The 23,010-nt window shown below is 63.9% G+C and carries 16 protein-coding genes; 9 read left to right on the top strand and 7 right to left on the bottom strand.

The genetic code is table 11. The features are described from left to right. Positions 1 to 13 precede the first annotated feature (13 nt). Entirely contained in the window at positions 14 to 940 is a 927-nt protein-coding gene (locus MUU55_RS02060; RefSeq protein ID WP_244759099.1) for a pseudouridine-5'-phosphate glycosidase, read from the top strand. Positions 941 to 1,506: 566 nt separating this feature from the next. Here the strand turns inward: MUU55_RS02060 and cckA are convergent. Continuing rightward, positions 1,507 to 4,110, bottom strand: coding sequence for a cell cycle histidine kinase CckA (gene cckA / locus MUU55_RS02065; RefSeq protein ID WP_425314142.1), 2,604 nt, complete (start codon positions 4,108 to 4,110; stop codon positions 1,507 to 1,509). 298 nt (positions 4,111 to 4,408) lie between these two features. On the opposite strand from cckA, the gene MUU55_RS02070 reads away from it, so the two are divergent. Further along, complete coding sequence (locus tag MUU55_RS02070; protein WP_244759101.1) at positions 4,409 to 5,377, top strand: flagellar biosynthetic protein FliO; 969 nt, start codon at positions 4,409 to 4,411, stop codon at positions 5,375 to 5,377. A 243-nt stretch (positions 5,378 to 5,620) separates the two neighbouring features. On the opposite strand, the gene dksA is transcribed toward MUU55_RS02070, so the two are convergent. Next, on the bottom strand, positions 5,621 to 6,040 hold the full coding sequence (gene dksA / locus MUU55_RS02075) for an RNA polymerase-binding protein DksA (protein WP_244759102.1): 420 nt from the start codon (positions 6,038 to 6,040) through the stop codon (positions 5,621 to 5,623). Positions 6,041 to 6,413: 373 nt separating this feature from the next. Here dksA and MUU55_RS02080 point away from each other — a divergent pair, with 373 nt between their 5' ends. From MUU55_RS02080 to MUU55_RS02100, 5 genes are all read left to right on the top strand, one after another. Beyond that, a complete protein-coding gene (locus MUU55_RS02080; RefSeq protein WP_244759103.1) occupies positions 6,414 to 8,384 on the top strand; it encodes a putative bifunctional diguanylate cyclase/phosphodiesterase in 1,971 nt (656 codons plus the stop codon). 72 nt (positions 8,385 to 8,456) lie between these two features. Continuing rightward, positions 8,457 to 8,981: a SixA phosphatase family protein gene (locus MUU55_RS02085; RefSeq protein ID WP_244759104.1), complete on the top strand. Its 525-nt coding sequence runs from the start codon at positions 8,457 to 8,459 to the stop codon at positions 8,979 to 8,981. A gap of 70 nt (positions 8,982 to 9,051) precedes the next feature. After that, positions 9,052 to 10,524, top strand: coding sequence for a YcjX family GTP-binding protein (locus MUU55_RS02090; protein ID WP_244759105.1), 1,473 nt, complete (start codon positions 9,052 to 9,054; stop codon positions 10,522 to 10,524). After that, positions 10,521 to 11,582, top strand: coding sequence for a YcjF family protein (locus tag MUU55_RS02095; protein ID WP_244759106.1), 1,062 nt, complete (start codon positions 10,521 to 10,523; stop codon positions 11,580 to 11,582). Before MUU55_RS02090 ends, MUU55_RS02095 begins: the two co-directional genes overlap by 4 nt. A 147-nt stretch (positions 11,583 to 11,729) precedes the next feature. Then, a complete protein-coding gene (locus MUU55_RS02100) occupies positions 11,730 to 12,281 on the top strand; it encodes a hypothetical protein (protein ID WP_244759107.1) in 552 nt (183 codons plus the stop codon). Here the strand turns inward: MUU55_RS02100 and folK are convergent. Genes folK through folP form a run of 3 tightly spaced genes read right to left on the bottom strand, consistent with a single transcriptional unit; the run spans position 12,274 to position 14,045 of the window. Next, positions 12,274 to 12,792 carry a 2-amino-4-hydroxy-6-hydroxymethyldihydropteridine diphosphokinase gene (folK, locus tag MUU55_RS02105; RefSeq protein WP_244759108.1) on the bottom strand — a complete coding sequence of 173 codons (519 nt, stop codon included), beginning with the start codon at positions 12,790 to 12,792 and terminating at the stop codon, positions 12,274 to 12,276. The two genes, MUU55_RS02100 and folK, sit on opposite strands and share 8 nt — an antisense overlap. Further along, on the bottom strand, positions 12,782 to 13,150 hold the full coding sequence (gene folB, locus MUU55_RS02110) for a dihydroneopterin aldolase (RefSeq protein ID WP_244759109.1): 369 nt from the start codon (positions 13,148 to 13,150) through the stop codon (positions 12,782 to 12,784). Before folB ends, folK begins: the two co-directional genes overlap by 11 nt. Before the next feature lie 22 nt (positions 13,151 to 13,172). Beyond that, the gene (folP, locus tag MUU55_RS02115) at positions 13,173 to 14,045 is read right to left on the bottom strand and encodes a dihydropteroate synthase (protein WP_244759110.1); all 873 of its coding nucleotides are present in this window, start codon (positions 14,043 to 14,045) and stop codon (positions 13,173 to 13,175) included. Between the two features lie 135 nt (positions 14,046 to 14,180). Here folP and MUU55_RS02120 point away from each other — a divergent pair, with 135 nt between their 5' ends. Then, positions 14,181 to 14,801 carry a DUF922 domain-containing Zn-dependent protease gene (locus MUU55_RS02120; protein ID WP_425314143.1) on the top strand — a complete coding sequence of 207 codons (621 nt, stop codon included), beginning with the start codon at positions 14,181 to 14,183 and terminating at the stop codon, positions 14,799 to 14,801. 467 nt (positions 14,802 to 15,268) lie between these two features. Here MUU55_RS02120 and MUU55_RS02125 read toward each other — a convergent pair whose 3' ends face one another. Then, positions 15,269 to 15,589, bottom strand: coding sequence for a 2Fe-2S iron-sulfur cluster-binding protein (locus MUU55_RS02125; protein WP_244759112.1), 321 nt, complete (start codon positions 15,587 to 15,589; stop codon positions 15,269 to 15,271). Between the two features lie 206 nt (positions 15,590 to 15,795). Further along, positions 15,796 to 16,164: an Hpt domain-containing protein gene (locus tag MUU55_RS02130; protein ID WP_244759113.1), complete on the bottom strand. Its 369-nt coding sequence runs from the start codon at positions 16,162 to 16,164 to the stop codon at positions 15,796 to 15,798. Positions 16,165 to 16,692: 528 nt separating this feature from the next. Here MUU55_RS02130 and MUU55_RS02135 point away from each other — a divergent pair. Beyond that, positions 16,693 to 22,839, top strand: a complete 6,147-nt coding sequence (locus MUU55_RS02135) for an apolipoprotein A-IV repeat region-like domain-containing protein (protein WP_244759114.1) — start codon at positions 16,693 to 16,695, stop codon at positions 22,837 to 22,839. Positions 22,840 to 23,010: the final 171 nt, after the last annotated feature.

Consider the following 23,010-nt stretch of genomic DNA (forward strand, 5'->3'; position numbering starts at 1 on the left):
GTAAGGACACCGCATGACCCGACCCGTTTCCCCCCTTCTGCCGATGCAATATTCGGACGAAGTCGCCGCCGCCAAGGCGCGCGGCGCACCGATCGTCGCGCTCGAATCGACGATCATCACCCATGGCATGCCCTATCCGGGCAATCTCGATATGGCGCGCAGCGTGGAGCGCATCATTCGCGAACAGGGCGCCGTGCCGGCGACCATCGCGGTCATCGACGGCGTGCTGCATATCGGCCTCGACGAGGCAAAGCTGGAAGCGCTGGCCCAGACCCAGGGCGCCATGAAGCTGTCGCGCGCCGACCTCGCCTTCGCAATCGCCGAGCGCCGCACCGGCGCCACCACCGTCGCCGCCACGATGATCGGCGCAGCCCGCGCCGGCATCAAGGTCTTTGCGACCGGCGGCATCGGCGGCGTGCACCGCAAGGCTGAAGAAACCTTCGACATCTCCGCCGACCTCGACGAACTCTCGCGCACCGGCGTCATCGTCGTCTGCGCCGGCGCCAAAGCGATCCTCGATATCCCGAAGACGCTGGAAGTGCTGGAAACCCGCGGCGTGCCCGTCGTCACTTATGACAGCCCCGTCTTCCCGGCTTTCTGGTCGCGTGATTCGGGCCTGAAGAGCCCGCTCACGCTGAACAGCCCGGCGGCCATCGCCAATTTCCAGACAGTGCGCGACCAGCTCGGCGTCGACGGCGGCATGCTGATTGCCAATCCCGTGCCGGAGCAAGATGAAATTCCGCGCGAGGAAATGGAGATCTACATCGCCCGCGCCCTCGACAACGCCGAACGCGACGAAATCGCCGGCAAGTCGGTGACGCCTTACCTGCTCGACAACCTGTTCCATCTGACGGACGGCCGGAGCCTGAAGACGAACATCGCGCTCGTCGAAAACAACGCCCGACTGGCGGCGGAAATCGCCGTCGCGCTGGTTGATTAAATAAACGAATGGCGGCTGACGATGAGTCGGCCGCTCTTTTTTGCTTCTTTAAATTTTAAGTTTCGCTCGCGGAAACATTATTCGTATCGGAACTAAACCACTAAATTGATACAAACCCTGGTGGCCTTCTGTCTGTAAAACGAATAGCCGCAGCGCCGTTAAGCGCATGGTTTTCAACGGAAAAGCTTGGCTACGCCACAACCGATAACCAACCAGACACAACCATTTTCACCAGTGCAGCACGCATAGGTAGGCGCTCAGTTGGTAGACGGATAAAGGCCAAAAACATTAGAATACCAGAATACAACGAGGTATGCGGCCATGCACTTAGTTTGCAAAGACCCGAATGGGGATAAATGGCACTTCTACATGACCGCAGAAGGTTGGCGCTGGGATCGTTACGCGTCAAACGGACACAAAGTCGGAAACTCCGCCAAAGCCTTCGCCAGTAGATATACCTGTATAACGAATGCGAAGCGTAGCGGAATGCTCGGAACCCCAATTTAAGCCCCGTGCTAAAGTACAGGACTGCTCACGTAGCTCTCCTACCAAGCGAACAGCTACAATTACGCGTCCAGCATCTCCCGCACCGCTTCGGCCAGTTGCTTTAGCGAGAACGGCTTCGGCAGGAAGCCGAACTTGGCGTCGGCCGGCAGGTTGCGGGCGAAGGCATCCTCCGCGTAGCCGGAGACGAAGATGAACTTCATGTCGGGATAGGATTTGCGCAGCTCGCGCAGCAGCGACGGGCCGTCCATTTCGGGCATGACCACGTCGGAGACGACGATGTCGACGGCACCGTTCAGCTCTTCCATGATGTCCAATGCCTCGACGCCGGAGCCGGCCTCGTGCACCGTGTAGCCGCGGGTTTCCAGCATGCGCTTGCCGCCGCGGCGCACCGCCTCCTCGTCCTCGACCAGCAGCACGACGGCCGAGCCGCCGGTGAGGTCGCGCGGCTCCTTTTCCGGCGTCGCAATGGCGGCAACCGGCTGCTGAACGCCGGCGTCGCCTTCCGCGGCAGCCTCCACCGGGACGACGTCCTCGATGTGGCGCGGCATGAGGATGCGGAAGGTCGTGCCCTTGCCGACTTCGGAATCGAGATAGATGTAGCCGCCGGACTGCTTGACGATGCCGTAGACCATGGAAAGGCCGAGACCGGTGCCCTTTCCGACCTCCTTCGTCGTGAAGAAGGGCTCGAAAATCTTGTCGATGATCTCGGGCGGAATGCCGGTGCCTTGGTCGGCGACGTCGACCTCAACATAGTCGCCCGGCGGCAGGTCGCGCAGATTGCGCGCGGCGGCTTCGTCGGCCGGCAGATTCCGGGTGCGGAAGGTGATCGTGCCGCCCTCGGGCATCGCATCGCGCGCATTGACCGCAAGATTGATCAGCACCTGCTCGAACTGGCCGAGATCGGTCTTCACCGCCCACAGGTCGCGGCCGTATTCGACGTCGATCTTGACGTTGGTGCCCGTCATTCTGTCGACCAGCATGCGCAGGTCGCCGATGACATCCGTCATGTTCAGCACGGTCGGGCGCATCGTCTGCTTGCGCGAGAAGGCGAGCAGCTGGCGCACCAGCACGGCGGCGCGGTTGGCGTTGCGCTTGATCTCCATCAGATCGGCGAAACTCGCATCCGCCGGGCGGGCGGAGAGCAGCAGGTGATCGGAAGAGAGCAGGATTGCCGTCAGCACATTGTTGAAATCGTGCGCAATGCCGCCGGCGAGCGTGCCGACCGCATTCATCTTCTGCGTCTGCGCCATCTGCGTCTCGAGCGCCTTCTGCTCGGTGATCTCCACGGCATAGACGATGGCCGCCTCTTCGGGCGCCTCGTCGCTCTGATCAATGACGGCGTTTATGTAGAAGCGGAAATGGCGGCCATCATCGGCCGGATGCAGTGAATCGAGCGGCGCGATATCGCCCTGACGGTCCTTGGCGGCATCGAGTGCCGATTGCAGGCGCAGACGATCCGTCTCGTGCACGATGGTTTCAAGCTTGGCGCCGCGGTCGATATCGTCGCGCGAGACGACACCGGAGAACAGTTTCAGGAACGGCGCATTGGTGCGCAGGATGCGGCCATCGCCATCGACGGAGGCAATCGCCATCGGCGTGTTGTTGAAGAAGCGCGTGAAGCGCATGGAGGCGATCGACGCGGACTGATCGCTCTCACCGCCCTCCTCGCGTGCCAGAACGATGGTACGGCTTTCGCCGGGCGCGCCGTCGCGCATGGAGGAGACGCGGTGCACGATGCGCACCGGCAGGCTCTGGCCGTTGGTCTTGCGAAGATCGAGATCCAGCATCTCGGTGCGCTTGTGGCCGGGTTCGGCCTGAACGGACTGGATGAGCGCAAGCCCCTCGCCCGCCACCATATCGGCGATCGACAACGAGCCCGGCTGAAACTTGGCCAGATCGATGCCGAGCCATTCGGCAAGCGTTGCATTGAGGTAGACGATCTCGCCCTTGCGGCCGGCGGAAAAGAAGCCGGCGGGCGCGTGGTCGAGATAATCGATGGCGTTCTGCAATTCCTTGAAGAAGCGCTCCTGATCGTCCCGCTCGGAGGTGATGTCGGAGATCTGCCAGATATAGAGCGGCTGCCTGGACTTGTCGCGGTTCGGCAGTACACGTGCTTTCAGGCGATACCAGTGCGCGCCCGATCCGCTCGTCACCGACGGGTTGAGAGCCTTCTGAACCCGGAACTCCTCCGCGCCCTCCTTGCCTTCGTGCAAGCCGTTCGTCAGGCGATAGACGGCTTCGGTCGCATCGCGATTGCGCGACAGCAGCGTTTCCAGCGTCTGCACTTCCGCCGCGCCCGTCGCTCCCGTCAGCGCGCCATAGGCGGCGTTGGCATAGACGATACGGCCTTTGCGGTCGGTGACGACGGTGCCGTCGGGATGGGAATCGAGAAAGGCGCGTGCAAGATCGTCCGAGCCCGCGGCCTGCGGCATGATCTCGATGAAGCCGATCAGCGCCGAGACGACGAAAAAGATGCCGGCCATGGCGAGAACACCGAGCACGCCGAGCACGAGCTCGTTGTCGAGCTGATTCTTGAAGACGATGAAGGCGCCGGCGGATGCAGCCAGAACGGCGGCCAGCACGACGACGCGCAGCGCCACCGCCGGCCGCGTATTGCGGTCCACGATCGGCAGGTTGTCCTCGCCAGGCCGCTTCATCGTCATCATTCCCTCATTCGCAACGGTCCGGCGCAGCGCTTGCCGCCGGATCCGATGCCAGAATCATTTTTATCTGCACGAGGGAAGCGCAAAAAGCCATCAAGGGAAAGCAAGGGCGCGAATTCACAGGGAATATTCCCGGCCCAACCATCGCAATTTCGGCATGTCGCGCTATTTTCGCGACAGTGACGGGGGAAATGGGCGCTGGACAACGGGCAGCAAGCGCTTGTAGGAGCCCGCGAAAAGCCGTCAAATGCGGTACCGTGCCCACAGGGCCAATCTGCCGAGTTAAGGAGTGCGCGCCATGTTCCAGGAGATTCTCGCGGAGAACGGCACGAAGTTCGTCATCGCCGCCGTGGTGGTGCTGCTCGGCCTCCTCTGCCTCGCGCTGGTGCTGTGGATCATTCGCGGTCGCCCCTCTTCGCCTTTCATCCGTGGCGGGCGCAACCGCACGCCACGCCTTGCCGTCCTGGATGCCGCCGCGATCGACACGCGTCGTCGGCTGGTGCTGGTGCGCCGCGACGAGGTCGAGCACCTCATCATGATCGGCGGACCGACCGACATCGTCATCGAGACGCGCATCGGCGCGGCCCCCGCCGTTGAGCAGCCGGTGGAAAAGCCGGCCCAGAAAGTGGAGCGCGCCGAACCGGCAGCGGTATTGCATGAAACGCCCCTGCGCACGGCGGAAGCTGCCGCTGTCCGGTCTACCGCGTCCGCGACCGCCGGCACCGCCGAACGCCGCCCCGCTGGCGTTCCCGATAGCGTTTCTTCCATGAGCAAGGTGCTCTATGCCGGCGAAGACGAAGCTGCTGCCCGCGCCGCGCAGGTTCGCCCCGCCACACAGACAGTGACGACACAGCAGCAGGTTCCCGCGACCGCCCAGCAACGCACACCGGAACGGCGCGCCGAGGACGTGCTGGAACAGAGCCGCCAGCGCGTATTGTCAACGCAGCCCGCCGCCGCCACCACCGCGCAGGCGACGGCTGGCCAGCCGGTCCAGCGACCGGTGACGACGGGAGCAGTCGCCAGGCCGGTGACGAATGTCGCCGACAATCCGGCACTGGTCAGCGAATTCGAAAAGATCCTCGAAGCGGAAATGGCCAGCAACGCCGCGGCCACAAGCGCTGCCCGCGCCGGCGCACAGCCCGCCGCCCTCACGACCCAGGTAACGCCGACGGGTACGCAAAGCCAGCCGGTTGCCAAGAGCCGAGAGGAAACCGAAGCGGAAATGGCGCGCCTGCTCGGCGAGATCGCGGCCAACCGTAAAGGCTAATCCACCCTCCCGGCGCCTGGCGAACCGAGCCCGACCCTCTCCCGGCTTCGTGATAGCCATGCTCGGGCGGTGGAGGCGGACCCAAAATCCCAAAAGAAAAAAGCCGTTGGAAACGATATGTTTCCAGCGGCTTTCCGTTTTGACGCGGTACGTGGCAACCCGAGGGCTACCGGCACCGGATGCATCCGATGTCCGATCCTTGTAAACGCAGCCCGCGGACCTCCTCAGACCCGCGGAAAACGCCTACTCGTCGCGATACACCTTTTCCCGACGCTCATGGCGCTCCTGCGCCTCGATCGACAGCGTTGCGATCGGACGGGCGTCGAGACGCTTGAGGCCAATCGGTTCGCCGGTTTCCTCGCAATAGCCGTAGGTGCCCTCGTCGAGCCGCTGAAGCGCGGCATCGATCTTTGAGATCAACTTGCGCTGGCGATCGCGAGCACGAAGCTCGATGGCACGGTCGGTTTCCGAGGATGCCCGGTCCGCGAGGTCCGGGTGGTTGGCGCTTTCTTCCGCCAGATGATCGAGGGTTTCGCGCGCTTCGCGCAGGATATCGTTTTTCCAAGCGTTCAGCTTCGCACGGAAGTAAGCCCGCTGGCGTCCGTTCATGAATTCTTCGCCCTCATCGAGGACGAAGTTGCTAAGATCGATCTTCTCACTCAACGCGATTCTCCTGAAGAACATCTCAAGGCGCGCTGTATATCCCCACGGGTAACGCGATTCAAGCCTGTCGGAACTTACCCACGGTTTTCGCGCATGCCTTTGTTTTAATCTCTGCCAGACTAATATTTCATCAAGATTACAACGGGATGGCAAAACCGCCCCGCAAAAGCGCCAAAAATGGCCGCGGGTCGTTCGTAAGGGCACTGCCTTCGCAATCGGCCTTTTCATCCTGCCCTCAATTCAGGCACAGGTTGTTTGTTCCCATAACGGATGATGGAGGCGGTTTCTTTCGCGAACCTGTCGAAAAGGCTGGATTCAGACTTATTTTAGCAAGTCGTGTTTCCCTTCCTCGTAGGGCAGGAGCGCGTTTTTGATGTTTCGCAATTTGAAGGCAATTCTCACGATCGAAGCCGGAGATCCCGAACTCGTTCAGGCGCAGCTCGCCGCTTTCACAAAGCAGGTCCCCCTGCTCTATTTCATGCTGGTGACGAATACGGTCGCGCTCACCGTCACCCATTTCAACGCCGCCCCCGCCGTCCTCACGCTCTATATTCCGTCCGTGCTCTATGCCGTCAGCCTCTTCCGGCTGGTTCACTGGTGGTTCAGCCGCCAACGGCGCTATACGCATGAAGAAGCGACCATGCGCCTGCGATCGACGTATCGCCTCACCGCCCTTCTCGGTGCGGGTTTCTGTGCCTGGTCCCTCAGCCTCTTTACCTATGGCGACGCCTATCAGCAGTCCCATGTCGCCTTCTATATCGCCAACACCGTTGTCGGCTGCATCTTCTGCCTGATGCATCTGCGCGCCGCGGCCCTCGCGCTGACGGCGATCGTGCTTGGCCCGTTCACCATCTTCTTCGGCACGTCAGGCAATCCCGTCTTCACTGCGCTGGCGCTCAACGTGGCGCTCGTCACCGTTGCCATGGTGTTCATTCTGCTCACCTATTACCGGGATTTCCGCGCGCTCATCCAGTCGCAGAAGGAGCTGACGGCACGGCAGGCGGAAACCCAGCGCCTCAGCGACGAGAACCACCGCCTCGCCAATCTCGACAGCCTGACCAACCTGCCGAATCGCCGCCAGTTCCGCGCCGAGCTGGAGAAACGCCTCGCCGCGGCAGAAGACGCCGGCACGGGTCTCGCCCTCGATCTCATCGATCTCGACGGCTTCAAACCGGTCAACGACACGTTCGGCCATGGCATCGGCGACAAGCTGCTGATAGAGGTCGGCGAGCGGCTCTCCGCCTTCATGCAGCAGAACATCTTTCCCGCCCGCCTCGGCGGCGACGAATTCGGTCTGATCTTCGAAGGCAATCTCAGCCCCGACCGGCTGCGTGCGCTCGGCGAGGAGATCTGCGCGGCGTTGCACGAGCCCTATGTCCTGAGCGGCCAGACGGCCCGCGTCTCGGGCTCGCTCGGCATTTCCATCCTCGGCGATGCCGGCACGACGGCGGACCGCCTTTTCGATCGTGCCGATTTTGCCCTCTACCTCGCCAAGCAGAACTTTCGCGGCACTGCGGTCGTCTTTTCCGCCGAGCACGAAGCGGAAATCAGCGAGCAGGGCCGCATTCAGCAGGCGCTGCGGGCCGCTGACTTCGAGCAGGAAATGTACCTTGCCTTCCAGCCCCTGGTGGATACGGACACCCATGGCATTTTTGCCTACGAGGCGCTCGCCCGCTGGAAGAGCCCGAGCATCGGCACAGTCCCGCCCGGCATCTTCATCCGCGCCGCCGAACGGGCCGGAATCATCGGCAAGCTCACCGAAGTGCTGATGCGCAAGGCGCTCGAGGCCGCGAAAACCTGGCCGGACCATGTCCGTCTTTCCGTCAATCTCTCCACGCGCGACGTCGTCTCCAACAAGACCGTCGATGCACTGCTCGACATCATCGCCGAAAGCGGTGTCGATCCGGCCCGCCTCGACATAGAGGTGACGGAAACCGCCGTGATGCGCAATTTCGCGCTTGCCGCCGAAAACATCCGCCGCTTTTCCGAGCGCGGCATCGGCGTCGCGCTCGACGATTTCGGCACGGGCCATTCCAGCCTCAGCTATGTGCACAAGCTGCCGCTCACCAAGATCAAGATCGACCGCAGCTTCATCGTCGATATCGCCAGCAACGAACTCAGCCGCAGCATCGTGAAGACCATCGTCGATCTCTCGCGCAACATCGGCTGCGTCTGCGTGGTCGAAGGCATGGAAACGGCCGAGCAGGTGGCCGTATTGCGCGCACTGGGGTGCCGCATGATGCAGGGCTACTATTTCGCCCGGCCACAGAGGCTGGAAGACACCCTCGCCTACCAGGCGGCATCGGATGCGATCCTCAACGCGAGCCTTCGCAAAACGGGTTGATCTTTCGCGCGAGGAAAGACATGAAGTCTGGAAGCGGCGCAAGTTTCCGGCCGCAGGCGATGGAGGACAGACTTGGCATCTTTCGGCGCGCCGGCTTTCCGGCTCTATCTCCTCCGCCATGCCCGCGCGGCCTGGGCCGAGCCCGGCAAGACGGATTTCGACCGCACGCTCGACGATGACGGCTTTGCCGAGGCCGAGATTATCGCCGAGGAAGCGGCCGATCAGGGTTACAAACCCGATCTCGTCATCTCCTCTACCGCGGTGCGCTGCCGGCAGACCACCGAGCCGTTCCGGCGCACGGTCAGCGAAGAACTGTCCATCGAGTACGTCGACCCGCTCTATTCCGGCACGACCGATATCTATGCCGAGCTGGCCTTTGCCGCGCGGCAGGAGACGTCCATCATGATCGTCGGTCACAATCCGATGATCGAGGAATTTTTCCATCGGCTCGTCGGCAAGGAGATCGCCGAGACTGCCGCGCCCTTCGGCTATCCGACGGCGGGCCTTGCGATCCTCGATTTCGACAAACGTCCGACGGAAGACGACTATACCGGCGCCTGCCTTGCCGGCTTCATGATGCCCCGCCCCGCGCACTGACGGAAACAGCGGCCCCTCTTTTTTCGCCGGATTTCGTTTCCTATATCGCGACCGAAGCTGGAAAGAGACCTTGCCGCCTAGCCTGACCACTCTCACCGACGAAGCCCTGCTCGCGCTTGACGCGTTGACCGGCCGTGCCGCCAATCTCGTTCACCCATCGATCCGCCTTGGTGTGACGGGCCTGTCGCGCGCCGGCAAGACGGTCTTCATCTCGTCGCTGGTGCACAATCTCCTGAACGGCGGCCGCCTGCCGCTGTTCGAAGCCGGCCGCTCGGGGCGCGTTTCGAAAATCCGGCTGGAGCCGCAGCCGGACGACGCCGTGCCGCGCTTCCAGTACGAGGACCATATCCGCGCGCTCGTCGCCGACCGTCTATGGCCGGATTCGACGCGCGCCATCTCGCAACTGCGCATCACGCTCGATTATGAGAGCGCCTCCGGCTGGGGTCGGCTGTTTTCGCCCGGCAAACTCTCCATCGACATCGTCGACTATCCCGGCGAATGGCTGCTCGACCTGCCGCTGCTCGCACAGGATTTCCGTGCCTTCAGCGAAAGCACCGTGGCGCTGGCGGGATCCGGCATCCGCGCCGAGCTTGCCCGCGACTGGCTGGCACTGTCCAAAACGGTCGACCCCGGTGCTGCGGCTTCGGAGGCGACCGCAAGGGCGCTTGCGGAAAGCTTCACCGCCTATCTGAAGGCCTGCAAGTCGGACGAACGTTCGCTTTCGACCCTGCCGCCCGGCCGCTTCCTGATGCCGGGCGATCTCGAAGGCTCGCCCGCGCTGACCTTCGCGCCTCTGCCGAACCTGTCGAAGGACAGCCCCGCCAAGGGCTCGCTGCAGGCCATGATGGAGCGCCGATACGAGGCCTACAAGACCCATGTGGTTCGCCCCTTCTTCCGCGAGCACTTTGCCCGCCTCGACCGGCAGATCGTGCTGATCGATGCCCTGCAGGCAATCAATCGCGGGGCGGAAGCGGTGCATGATCTGGAACGCGCGCTCGGCGACGTGCTCGATTGCTTCCGCGCCGGTGCGAACAGTTTTCTCTCCTCCTTCGTCACTCGCCGCATCGATCGCATCGTTATCGCGGCGACGAAGGCCGACCACCTGCACCATGAAAGCCATGCACGACTTGAGGCCGTCACCCGGCGCCTTGTCGAGCGCGCGATCGAGCGCATCGGCATGAGCGGCGCAGGCATCGAGGTCATGGCGCTCGCCTCCGTGCGCGCCACCCGCGAGGCGACCGTCAAACACAACGGCGAGGACCTGCCCGTCATCGTCGGCGTGCCGATGGCAGGCGAGCGCATCAACGGTGAAATCTTCGACGGAGAAAAGAAAACCGCGATATTTCCCGGCGACTTACCGGAGAATCCGGATTCTCTTTTCGAAGCACTTGAATCACATTCTGAAGGTGATCCGCCACTGCTTAACTTCGTGCGCTTCCGCCCGCCACATATCGAGGAGACGGGGGGCGGCCTGAAACTGTCGGTACCGCACATCCGGCTCGACCGCGCGCTGCAATATCTCATCGGAGACCGGCTGGCATGAACGACCGTCCGCGCAAGCCCGCCGCCTTCTCGCTGCCGTCGGAGCCGGCCGTACCACCGGTGCGCGGCGAACCGCGCAAGCCTGCCGCCTTCGACGGTGCCGTGACGCTGACACCGGATGCCGACGACCCCTTCGTCGCGACGACGATGGACCTGCCGGAGCTTGCCCCGCCGGTCGCAGCGCCGCGCCGGCGTCGCCTCACCTTCGGCCGGATCGCCATCGGCGCGCTCGGCCTTCTGCTCTCGCTCGCCATCGGCCTTTGGGTCGATGCTTTGATCCGCGACCTCTTCGGGCGCAATGACTGGCTCGGTTATCTCGCGATCGGCGCCACGGCCGTTGCGGTCTTCGCCCTCCTCGGCGTCGTGCTGCGCGAAGTCTGGGGCATTCGCCGCCTCGCCGCCGTGCAGGATCTCAAGCGCGATGTCGCCGATGCGATCACGGCGCCGAAGCCGGCTGCCGGCCGCGCCATCGTCGCCCGCCTCGTGCACCTCCTCGCCGCCCGCCCGCAGACCGCGCGCGGACGCACCCGTCTGGCGGAAACAGAAGGCGAGATCATCGATTCGGCGCATCTCGTCGATCTCGCCGAGCGCGAACTGATGGCCCCGCTCGACCGCGAGGCGCGCGCCCTCATCCTCGGTGCGGCGAAACGCGTCTCCATCGTCACCGCCGTCAGCCCGCGTGCGCTGGTCGATATCGGCTATGTCGTCTATGAGAGCAGCCGGCTGGTGCGCGGGATGGCCGAACTCTATGGCGGCCGGCCGGGCAAACTGGGCATGCTGCGCCTGATGCGGGATGTCATCGCCCATCTCGCCGTCACCGGCTCCATCGCCATGGGCGACAGCCTGGTACAGCAGGTGCTCGGCCATGGACTGGCCTCAAAACTCTCCGCGCGCCTCGGCGAAGGCGTGATCAACGGGCTGATGACGGCGCGGATCGGCATCGCCGCCATGGATCTCTGCCGCCCCATGCCCTTCCGCGCGCTCAAGCGCCCAGGCATCGGCGACTTCATCGGCGACCTGGCGCCAGGCTCCGGAAACGGACGGCAGGACGAGGCGTGACCACCTTGCAACACTCCGGTTTTCCGGGCGCATGATCTTCACAAATGATGAACGACAAGGGCGACGGAAACCGTCCATTAACCATTTTCGCGCAAATCTCGTCGCACCAAAGCAGGCCAAATGGCCGTCGCCCATCAAGGATCGTTCATGTACCCGCGCACCTCTTTGATCGCCCGCGCCTCCGTAGCGGCCTTCCTCGCAGCCGCCACCACCTTCGCCACACCGGCCTCCGCCGGCACGCGCGACAAGGCCTTCTTCGAACAGGTCACCGGCAGCTGGCAGGGCAAGGGCGAAATCGTCGCCGGAAAATACAAGGGCACGAAATTCGCCTGCGACCTGACGGGCGACACCGCTCCGGCCAAGGGCGCTGGCATCCAGCTCGACGGCTTCTGCCGCGTCGGCGTCTTCAAGCAGCCGATGTCGGCGCTGATCACCAAGGCGGGCGGCACCTACAAGGGCAAGTTCCTTGACGGCGCGGCGGGCAAGGGCCTCGACATCACCTCCGGCCAGGTCGCCGGCAACAAGGTCGTCGTCGGGATCAACCGCCAGAAGCTGAACGGCGCCATGATCGCCCGGCTCGAGAGCGACAACAAGCTCAACATCACCATCTCGGTGAAGGTCGGGGAAAAGATGGTGCCGGTCATCGGCGTGTCGCTCGACCGCAGCCTCGACGACGTCGCCGTCGGTTCGATCAAGTAAACGGACACCATTCGGAGCCGGCGCTCGCCGGCTCGATCCCCGTGACGTCGGCCTGCTTCAGCCAGTCTCCCACCGTTCGCCCTGCGACGACGAGGTCGGGCGCGATATCCGCAAGCGGCATCAGCACGAAGCCGCGGCCCGTCATGCGCGGATGCGGAAGTTCGAGCCTGCCGCCCGATTGCTCCACGCCCGCATAGCTCAGCACGTCGATGTCGATGGTACGCGGCCCCCAGCGTTCCTTGCGCTCGCGCTTCATGTAGCGCTCGATACCAAGACAGGTATCGAGCAGCGCTTCTGGCGCCAGCGTGGTCTCCACCAGCGCGCAGGCATTGAAGAACCAGTCCTGATCGGTCTTGCCCCAGGGCGGCGTGCGGTAGAGCCTCGACACGGCTGTCACACGGCAATCCGGCCGCGCGTCGAGCGTGCGCAGCGCCTGCGCCATGGCCATTGCGGGATCACCGATATTGCCGCCCAAGCCGAGCGAGGCCCGACGAAACACTTCAGACGACATGATCGACGGTCACCTGCACGTAGTCGAGAACGCCGGGCACGGGCGCGTTCGGCTTCCTCACGGTGATCCGCGCGCGGGAAATCTGCGGAAAACGGGCACAGAGCACGCCGGCAATCTCCTGCGCCAATGCTTCGATGAGGTAACGGCGCTGGCCGGTGACGATCTTTTCGATCTCCTGGAAAGCGACGCCGTAATCCACGGTCGAATCAATCGAGTCGTCCGAAAGCGGCCGCAGCGGCCGCACATCGAGTTCCGCGTCGACGAAGAAACGCTGCCCCAGGAACTCTTCCGCATCGTGCAGGCCATGGCGGGCAAAGAAAGCGCAGTTCTTGAGCGTGATCGTATAGGTGGTGGTCATGGTTTTTCCTGTCTGGCTGTGGTCAGGCACGTTCTTCGCGCGCCTTCACCTTGCGCTTCGTGTCCAGCATAGCATCCGCAACCGCAAGCGCATCCCTGTTGATTGCGACATCGTGCACCCGAAACACCGCCGCACCTGCGACACGCAGCAGCGCCGTCGTCGCGGCGGTGCCGGTATCGCGCTCCGCCGCTTCGCGACCCGTGACGGCTCCAAGGAAGCGTTTGCGCGAGGTTCCGGCGAGAATGGGCAGGCCGAAGCCATAGAGCTCGCCGAAACGCGCCATCAGTTCGAGATTCTCGTCCGTATCCTTGGCAAAGCCGAAGCCGGGATCGAGCACCATGGCCTGCCGCTCCACCCCCGCCTCGCGGGCAATGTCCAGCGAGCGACCGAGGAAAAGATACTGATCCTCGACCACATCAGGCATCTTCTGCCGATCGCGGCCGGTATGCATGATGCACAGCCCCGCTCCGGTCTCCGCCGCCACACGGGCGATGTCGGGCTCGCGCTGCAAGCCGTGCACGTCGTTGACGATATGCGCGCCGGCAAGAACGGCAAGCCGCGCCGTCTCGGCCCTGTAGGTATCGACGGAGATGATGGCCTCGGTCGAACCGGCAAGCGCCTCGATGACGGGCAGGATACGGTCCTGCTCCTCTGCTGCCGTCACCGCTGCCGCGCCCGGTCGGGTGGATTCTCCGCCGATATCGATGATTTCGGCACCCTGCTCCAGACACAGGATCGCCTGAGCCAGCGCCGCATCGGCGCCGTCGAATTGCCCACCGTCCGAAAAGGAATCGGGGGTAACGTTGACGATTGCCATCAAAATGCCGCGCGGGCCGAGCTCCAGATGTCGCCCATGCGCGAGCGCCCAGCGGAAGGGATCAAATGGCGAGACCATGGCGGCTTCCTTCGCGATTAACCAGCGTTCTGGAAAGGGTGTTGCGCTCGCCGAGCCTATGCCCCAAGCTTAAGGGAAGTTCAACCGGCCCCTGGCCGGCACTGCGTCGGGCGATCCCCGATGGCGAAAGGAATGCTGCTTAGAATGAAGACCATCGCTCGCCTGATGGCCCTTGCCGCCATCGTCTCCGCCCCGCTCCAACCGGCCAGCGCAGAGACGATCACCTCGAAATCCTTCGCCTATTTCTCCGTCGGCGGGCGCACTGCCGCGGAACTTGACGAGGAATTGTCCAAACGCGGACCGATGATGAAGCACTCCGGCTCGCGGCATCCGGGCGCCACACGGATCAAATGGGGCGGATCGGTCACCTATGTGCGCCGTGGTGAAAAATGTGCCGTCGGCGACGCCAAGGTGACGCTCTCCACCCAGATCGTCCTGCCGCGCTGGAAGAACCGCAAGCGCGCCACCCCTTCGCTCGCCCTCATCTGGGATACGCTGTCGGCCGACATCAAGCGCCACGAGGAACGCCATGCCGAAATCGCCCGCAGCCACGCCCGTGCGCTCGAGAAGACGTTGAAGGCCCTGCGACCCGAAAGCGATTGCGAACGCATGCAGGCCCGCGTCGACAGGGCGACGGCAGATGCCGTTTCGAAGCACGATGCCGACCAGGCCCGCTTCGACAAGGTCGAATCGAAAAGCTTCAACGATCGCATGATGCGTCTGCTCACGCACCGGCTGAAGAGCCAGGCCGAATAAGCCTGCGCGGCAACCATGTATTTCCTGAAAAAGAGTGAATGGAATCGGACCGCACCAAGGCTCGATGCGCATTTCATGCATGAAATGACTGGTTAGTTTTAGCGATAGCGCAATTCCGCAAATCACCGTACTTTCATATCAACAGTGAACGGGAAGAGGAATTTCCTCCCCGCAGTTGCATGAAACGGTTTGTAACAGGTTCTCCTGGCGCGTCCCTATCAAAGCAGCAGGTGTCTCCTCCCTCTCCTCGCTGCGATGCGCCCTCCTGGCCTCGCTCGTCTTGATCGACCGGCGAGGCTCTTTTTTTGCCTGTCTATTCTTGCAAAACTCTCAGTCGGCCGAATTTCTTCTTCGGCCACGAAGACGATGCTGCATATTCATCGGCGAGAAATCGCCGCGATGAAGCGCACGGGTCGGCAGGCGACACCGGGGATGTCGCCGCGAAATTCCACCATTGCAGGATGATGTCAGGCCTGGCGTTCCGGCACGTGAACCACGAGCCCGTCGAGCGCATCCGACATCTTGATCTGACAGGAGAGGCGCGAGGTGGGGCGCACTTCGTAGGCGAAGTCCAGCATATCCTCTTCCATTGCCTCCGGCGGGCCGACGGTGGCGCTCCAGGCATCATCGACATAGACATGACAGGTCGCGCAGGCGCAGGCGCCGCCACACTCCGCCTCGATACCGGGCACGGAATTGCGAACGGCGTTTTCCATGACGGTGGAGCCATTGGCGACATCGAGGTCGTGGCGCGTGCCGTCAAAGGCGACGATGGTGAGTTTGCTCATGATGGTTTCCGGATTCTCAAAGGCTGCCCGAAGCGGACGAATGAACGGCCGGCGAAGGAATTTTCCAGAACACCGGTTTTCCGCCGGTTGTTTCCAACAAAACCCCTTCCCAGTCAACATCGCGCGCCCGGCCTACCCTTGCAGGTCCGGACGCGTCTTCGGCTTGTCCCGCCGCGCCGCGGCACGAGTGCCGCCCACTTCGACGATCAGCGGCAGAGCTTGAGGATGAAATTCTCCGCCTCGACGACGGCGGCGGTAACACCGGCAAGCGCAATCGCATTGGCCGGGTTCTCTTCGAGCGCCCCGGCGGCCTTGGCGATCGCGTCTGCACCGACGGACTGCGCCGAACCCTTGAGACGGTGGGCAACGGCGGAGCGCACGGCGCCTTCGCTTGCTGCCAGCTCCTTCATGCTTTCGCGCGCCTGGCGCGCGAACATCTGCAGCACCTCGAGTTCGAGGGCCTTGTCGCCCATGGTCTGGCGAGCCAGATGCACCAGATCGATCGGCCGACCATTGGAGGGACACATGCCGCCTGCATTGTCGGGAGCCTCGAAGGCGATGTTGAGCGCTGCCATTTGCCAATATCCTCGTTACGCTACGCACGCTTGTTTCGTTGTGATGCACGCAGGGCCGGATGCGACCGGGAAACCTGTCCCGCGATCCGGCAGGGTCATGAGACACCATTCTGCGTGGCCGGCGCGGCTATCCGATTAAAAGACGGCGCAAAATGGGCATGAATCGCAAACTATGGTTAACGGCTGAAAAATTGCCGTTTTCCTAGATATTCCATCACGATACAAAAGCCTCCTTCGTTAACTTCCTGTTAAGTTTCAAGCTAAGGGAGATGGCAATCAATTGTGTGATACAGGCTAATGTGTCACTACGATACGACCGGGATAGTCCCGGTGGATAAGCCGTGCGCGGAGATACAATACTCCCGTGTTCCGGGTTATCGAGCGAATTTGGAATGAACGGCGGCCTGGACGCTGCTTGCCATGAGGGTAAGCAGCAAGACCGGCCACCAACCGGACGGTTCGAATACGCCTGAGCAGCGGCAGCGCGTACGAAACCCGTCCCGGAGAATAGTAACGAGGCGTAACCGCATGGCGACGAACAAGTCCAACGAGTCGATCGACGAAAAGGCCTTCCAGGCATTGGAAGAAGCGCTCAAGATCGATTTCGACGATCTGGCGCCGGAGACGCCTTCTAAGAAGGATACATCGGAGGCGCGCGTGTCTGAACCAGCAGCCGGTGTTTCGAGCAAGGCGCAGGAAAAGTCGGCAAACCGCCCCGCCACGGGCGACACGCCGCGCAACTTGGCTCCAGAGCCCGCGCCGAAGACGCCCGCCTTCACGCCCGCAAACGATGGATCGCGCAAGTCGCCCGCGGCGATCCTGAAGTCGCTTGACGTGCGCACCAGCCGCTCATCGATCCGCATGGCCGTGCTCGCCTCCATCCTCTGGGTCATCGGCGGTGTCGGCATTGCCAACCTTCTCTATGCGCCGCAGATCTGGCAGATCCGATCCGTCGCCGACCTCGTGGCGCTTCCCGGCGCCATCGGCATGGTCGTCGCCATCGTCATGCCGATCATGCTGTTCTTCGCCTTCGCGATCATGATCTCGCGCGCCCATGAATTGCGTAGCGCCGCCCGCTCCATGGCCGAAGTCGCCCTTCGCCTTTCGGAGCCGGAAACCGTCGCCAGCGACCGCATCATGAGCGTCGGCCAGGCCGTTCGTCGTGAAGTTTCCGCGATGAACGAAGGCATCGAGCGCACGATCGCGCGCGCCACCGAGCTTGAGACCCTCGTGCATTCGGAAGTCAACGCGCTCGAGCGCAGCTATACCGACAATGAAATGCGCGTACGCACGCTCGTGCAGGAACTCGGTTCCGAGCGCGAAGCCATCGTCAGCCATGCCGAGCGTATCCGCTCCTCGATTTCCGGCGCCCATGAGCAGCTGAAAGACGAGCTCGCCAGCGCCGGCGACAACATCACCCAGCGCCTTGCGACCTCCGGCGAGGCCTTCGCCTCGATGCTCGACACCCGCGCCGCCATGCTGATGGAAAAGTCCGACAGCGCGACGCAGACGATCGGCGCGATGCTTTCGGCCCGCACGGACAGCCTGCTCTCGACGTTGTCGTCCTCCGGCCTCGCCCTTGCCAACGAGTTCGACACCCGCCTCGACCATCTGACGAAGAGCCTCGATTCCCGCGGCCGAGACCTGCTCCAGCAGTTCGAGACGCGCGCGACCTCGCTCGACACCAACACGGAAAAGCTGAACGCGGCGCTCAACGAGCGCGCCAAGCAGCTCAACGAGACCCTGATCGCCCGCACCCGCGAGATCAGCGAAAGCCTTTCGGTCGGCCAGCACGCCGTCACCAACGGTCTCGATCAGGTTCTGCAGTCGATGAATGCCGCGCTCGATGAAAAGGGCGCGCAGTTCCGCCAGAGCCTTAAGAATGCCGCCGACGACACGGTCATGGATCTCGATCTGCGCTCCGGCTTCTTCGACGAGCGCATGCAGACGACGGTCGGCCAGATCGCCAGCGCCTTCGACAACCGCGTGGAAGAATTCGCCCAGGCCTTCGACCAGCGCGCCGGCTCGCTCGACTCGAAGCTGATGGAAAGCCTCGGCCGCATCAATGAGACGGTCGCCAGCGGTCGCGATGCCATCGATGGCCTGCTCACCTCAAGCATCGATCGCCTCGGCAACACGCTCACCGACCAGTCCTTCGCGCTGGCCACGACGCTCGCCACCAGCCAGGAAGTGCTCGAAAGCGCCGTTTCCGGTCATGCCGACGCCATCAACAACGCCGTCAGCGGCGCGCATGAGCGCGTCGGCGCGGTTCTCTCCGAGAAGTCGGCGACCCTGCTGGGCGGCCTCTCGGAAGTACAGAACCGCATCGAAAGCGGTTTTGGCGCCCGCGCGGATGCGCTGGCCGAGAGCATTTCGGGCAGCGAACGTCGCCTGACGGAAGCGCTCGACAATCGCGGCACGGCAATCGCCACCGACATCCAGGCCGCCCAGGCGCGCATGGAGGAAGCGCTTGGCGCCCGCGCCGACGAAATCACCTCGACCATCGCGGCAAGCCACAACCGCCTCGACAGTGCCCTGACCGAACGCACGGCCGCGCTCTCCGCCATGCTGAACGAAACCGGCAGCCAGCTTGAACAGTCGGTCGGCTCCGCCGCGGATCGTGTCGAAACGGCGCTGACGGGCGCTGCCCGCCAGATCGACGAGGTCATCACGGGGCGCACCGCAAATCTCACCTCGGTGCTGTCGAACAGCGCCGGTTCGATGCAGTCGTCCATCGATGCCGCCGCAAGCCGCGTCGAGACCGTGCTCACCGAAGGCAGCCGCGAGCTCGGCGGCGTCCTGCATGGTCAGGCCGCAGAATTTGCCGATGCCTTCTCCGGCCGCGCCGCCGAGATCGCCGAGGCCCTGTCCGGCCGCGCTTCGCAGCTTGCCGGCTCGCTCGTCAATACCCACGAGCAGATCCGCGCGACGCTCGACGACCGCATCAATGCGATCAATGTCGCCATCACCGACGGCAGGAACCAGCTCACCGAAACGCTGAACGAGCAGGCCACCAATATCGGCACCTCGATCGCCACCTCGGCCGGTATGCTGGAAATGTCTCTGGAGCAGCACGAGGAAACACTCCGTCGCACCATCGACGGCAGCGCCGCCCTTCTCGATCATCGCGTGCGTGAAAGCGCCGGTGCCGTGGCCGAGCGCCTGAGCGAGACCTCCGCGAAGATCGCCGAAGCCGCCGATGCTTTCGGTGCCCGCATGGAAACCACAGTCGACAGCGTGGCAACCCGTTTCGACACGACGGGGAGCCGCCTTGAAGAAAACCTCGGCAAGCTGGAAGCCCGCATCGAGCACAGCGTCGACAACGTCTCCGGCATCGTCGATACCGCCGCGTCGCGCATTTCCGATACGCTTTCCGAGCGCCTCAGCGATCTCGAGCGGGTCGGCGGCGACGTGTCGCTGCGCGTCTCCGACGCGCTCTCCCGCCCGATCGCCGAAGTCGATCGCATCGGCGACGAAACGACGGCGCGCATCGCAGCCGCCCTTGCCGGCCGCGTTGGCGATATCGAGCGCGTCAGCGCGGATGCAGCCGAACGCATCGAAGGCGCGCTTTCCGGCCGTCTCAACGACATCGAGCGCGTCACCACGGAAGCCGCCGAGCGCCTCGACAACACGTTGACCGGCCGCACGCTTGAAATCGAGCTGATCGCCGACAACGCCGCCCAGCGCATCGACACCGCACTCACGGGCCGTGCTACCGAAATAGAGCGTGCCGCCGGCGAAAGCGCCCAGCGTATCGACAACCTGCTCTCCGGTCGGGCCTCCGAGATCGAACGGATCGCCGGTGACGTCGCCCAGCGCATCGGCGATACGCTTTCGAGCCGCGCCTCCGAACTGGAACGTGTTACCAGCGATACCGCGGAGCGTATCGACAACGTACTGTCGGGCCGGGCCGCCGAGATCGAACGCATCACGGGCGACGCGACCCAGCGCATCGACACGACGCTTTCCGGCCGCGCGGCCGAAATCGAACGCGTCGCCGGCGCCGCCACGGAGCGTCTCGAAGGCGCGCTGACGGGACATGCCGGGGAAATCGCCCGCCTTGCCGGCGAAGCGACCGACCGGATTGACGGTACGCTCACGCTGCGTGCCGGGGATATCGAGCGTGTGTCCACCGAAGCCTCCGAGCGTATCGCTGCGACCATCGACGAGAAGACCGGCCGCATCGAAGAACGTCTCGGCACGATGGACCGCGCCCTCACCATAGGCCTCGACAGCGTCAATCGCACGATCGACGGGAAGGCCGCGGGCCTTGCCCAGACCCTGCGCGACGCCGTCTCCCAGGCCGCCCAGGACATGGATGCCGAAGCGATCCGCTCCGCCCAGTCGCTTGCGAAGACCGGCGAGGAGTTCGCCCATCTGTCGAGCTCGCTGCGCGGCGCCGTTTCCCGCGCAGCGCAGGAAATGGGTGTCGAAGCCCAGCGTGTCGCGGAGAATATCGCCAAGACCGGCGAAGACTTCGCCGAAAACCTCTCGATCCGCAACGAAGCCTTCACCCGCTCGGTCGATGAGACAACGTCGTCCGCCGTCGCCCGGTTTGCAGAAACCGAGAACCGTCTCGCAAGCCAGGCGCAGTCGCTGCGCACGGGCCTCGGTGACGTCGAAAAGGCTCTCGAAGCACGCGGTGCCTCCATTCGTTCGACCCTCGACGAACGCACGCGTGAACTCAACTCCATGCTGGCGAGCCGCACCGAAGAGCTGTCGCGCCTCATCAACGAGGAAGCTCGTCCGGTCATCGACGACTATGCCGCAGTTGGCCGCGAGGCTGTCGAGCGCATCACAGGCGTCGGCCGCGAGGCTGCCGAGCGTATCAGCGGGGTTGGTCGCGAGACGGCCGAAAACATCAGCGGCGTCGCCCGCGAAAGCGCCGACCGCCTGCGCAACGAGAATGCCGCGCTGATCAATGCCATCTCCGCCCGCACGGCCGATACGTTGGCCGCGATCTCCAACCGCACGGAAGAAGCGGCCGGCGCGATGCGCGATATCGAAAACGGCCTCGCCGCCAATGTCGAGGGCCTGATCGCCCGCCTCTCCGAAAGCAATGGCGCCATTGCCGGCCTGGTCGATTCCGCCAGCCAGACGCTCGGCGCCATCGATGGCCGCCTCACCAGCACGTCGGAGCGTTTCACCACCTCCGCCGAGCGCGCAGCCGACATGGTCGCCACCACGTCGCGTCTGCTCGAAGGCAAGGTTGACCGCCTGTCCGACATTTCGGCCGGCACGCTCTCGCAGATCGGCGGTATCGTCGGCCGCTTCGAGGATCACTCGAAGATCCTGTCGCAGGCCTCCGATCTGCTCGCCGCCGCCCAGTCGAACCTTGTCTCGACGCTGGAAGAGCGCCAGGACGCGCTGCGTTCGCTCTCCATCGGCCTCGTCCAGCGCTCGGAAGAGATCGAGAAGACCATGCAGTCGCTCGAAGGCATGGTCGAAGGCGTCTTCACGCGCGCCGAAGAGCGCTCCGGCCTGATCGCAGGAAACCTGCGCGGCGGTATCCAGAGCTCGTTTGCCGAAGTCGGTCGCATCCTGGGCGAGACCGAGAAGCGTGCGGAGGCAGCCGCCACGACCCTTCGGGACTCGCTGGTCAAGGCAGGCGAGGAAGCAGGCGCGTCCGTCGAAGGCGCCTTCACGCGCGCCGAAGAGCGGACCAAGGAAGTTGCGAACCGTCTGCGCGGCAGCGTCGGCGCCTCGCTCTCGGATGTCGACCGCCTTCTCACGGAATCCGGCAAGAAATCCGAAGCTGCCACGACCGTCATGCGCGAATCCATGCGCGAGGCCGTCGAGGAAGCCATTGGCAAGTTCTCCGGCGCCACGGAGGAAATCCGCCGTGCCGCAAGCGAAATCCGCAAGGAACTCGACCAGACCCGCGGCGAACTGAAGCGCGGTGCCTTCGACCTTCCGGAAGAAGCCAAGGAAAACGCCGCCCAGATGCGCCGCGCCGTCAGCGAGCAGATCAAGGCGCTGCAGGATCTTTCCGACATCATCGGCAAGTCTTCCTCGGCGCTGGAAGTCTCCCGCCCGGCCGTCCAGCAGCCCGTGGTACAGCAGCAGCCTGTGCAGGAAACCCGCGCCGTCGAGCCGCGCCGCGAAGAGCCGGCCGCGTTGCGCGGCAGCCTCGGCCTCGAACGGGCAGCAAGCGCCACCGTGCCGCAGCGTGCACAGCCCCTGCCCGCCGAAGCCGAAGCCAAGACATCGGGCGAAGGCGGCTGGATGCGCGATCTCCTGCGCGGCGCCGTCTCGCGCGAGGAAGCGCAGTTCGCCCAACCGCGCGGCGAGGCCCAGGCCGCCCGCCCGGCCGATGCGCGCAACCCGCGCCACGTCGTGGAATCGCTGAACTCGCTCTCCGTCGATATCGCCCGCGCCATCGATCACGATGCCTCGGTCGACCTGTGGCGGCGCTACCAGCGCGGCGAGCGTGACGTCTTCACACGGCGCCTCTACACGCTGAAGGGCCAGCAGACCTTCGACGAGATCAAGCGCAAGTACGAGCGCGAGCCGGAATTCCGCACAGCGGTCGACCGCTACATCTCGGACTTTGAAAAGCTGCTTGCCGATGTCGCCCGCAACGACCGCGACAAGGTGATGACGCAAACCTACCTCACCTCGGATACCGGCAAGGTCTACACCATGCTGGCCCACGCGGCAGGCCGCTTCAGCTAAGCGCAAACGAGATCGAAAACAGCGACGGCCGCCCCTCGGGCGGCCGTTTTGCTGTGATAACGCGCCGATAACGCAGATGTGAGGCCTCCACGCCATTTCCCCGCGCCAAAACCTTATAATCCGCGTGCGCTGCCTCTATATGCGTCTCGACGCACCTTGAAGGTGCCAAGG

This window comes from Shinella curvata, from assembly GCF_022899935.1.
GTDB lineage: Bacteria > Pseudomonadota > Alphaproteobacteria > Rhizobiales > Rhizobiaceae > Shinella > Shinella curvata.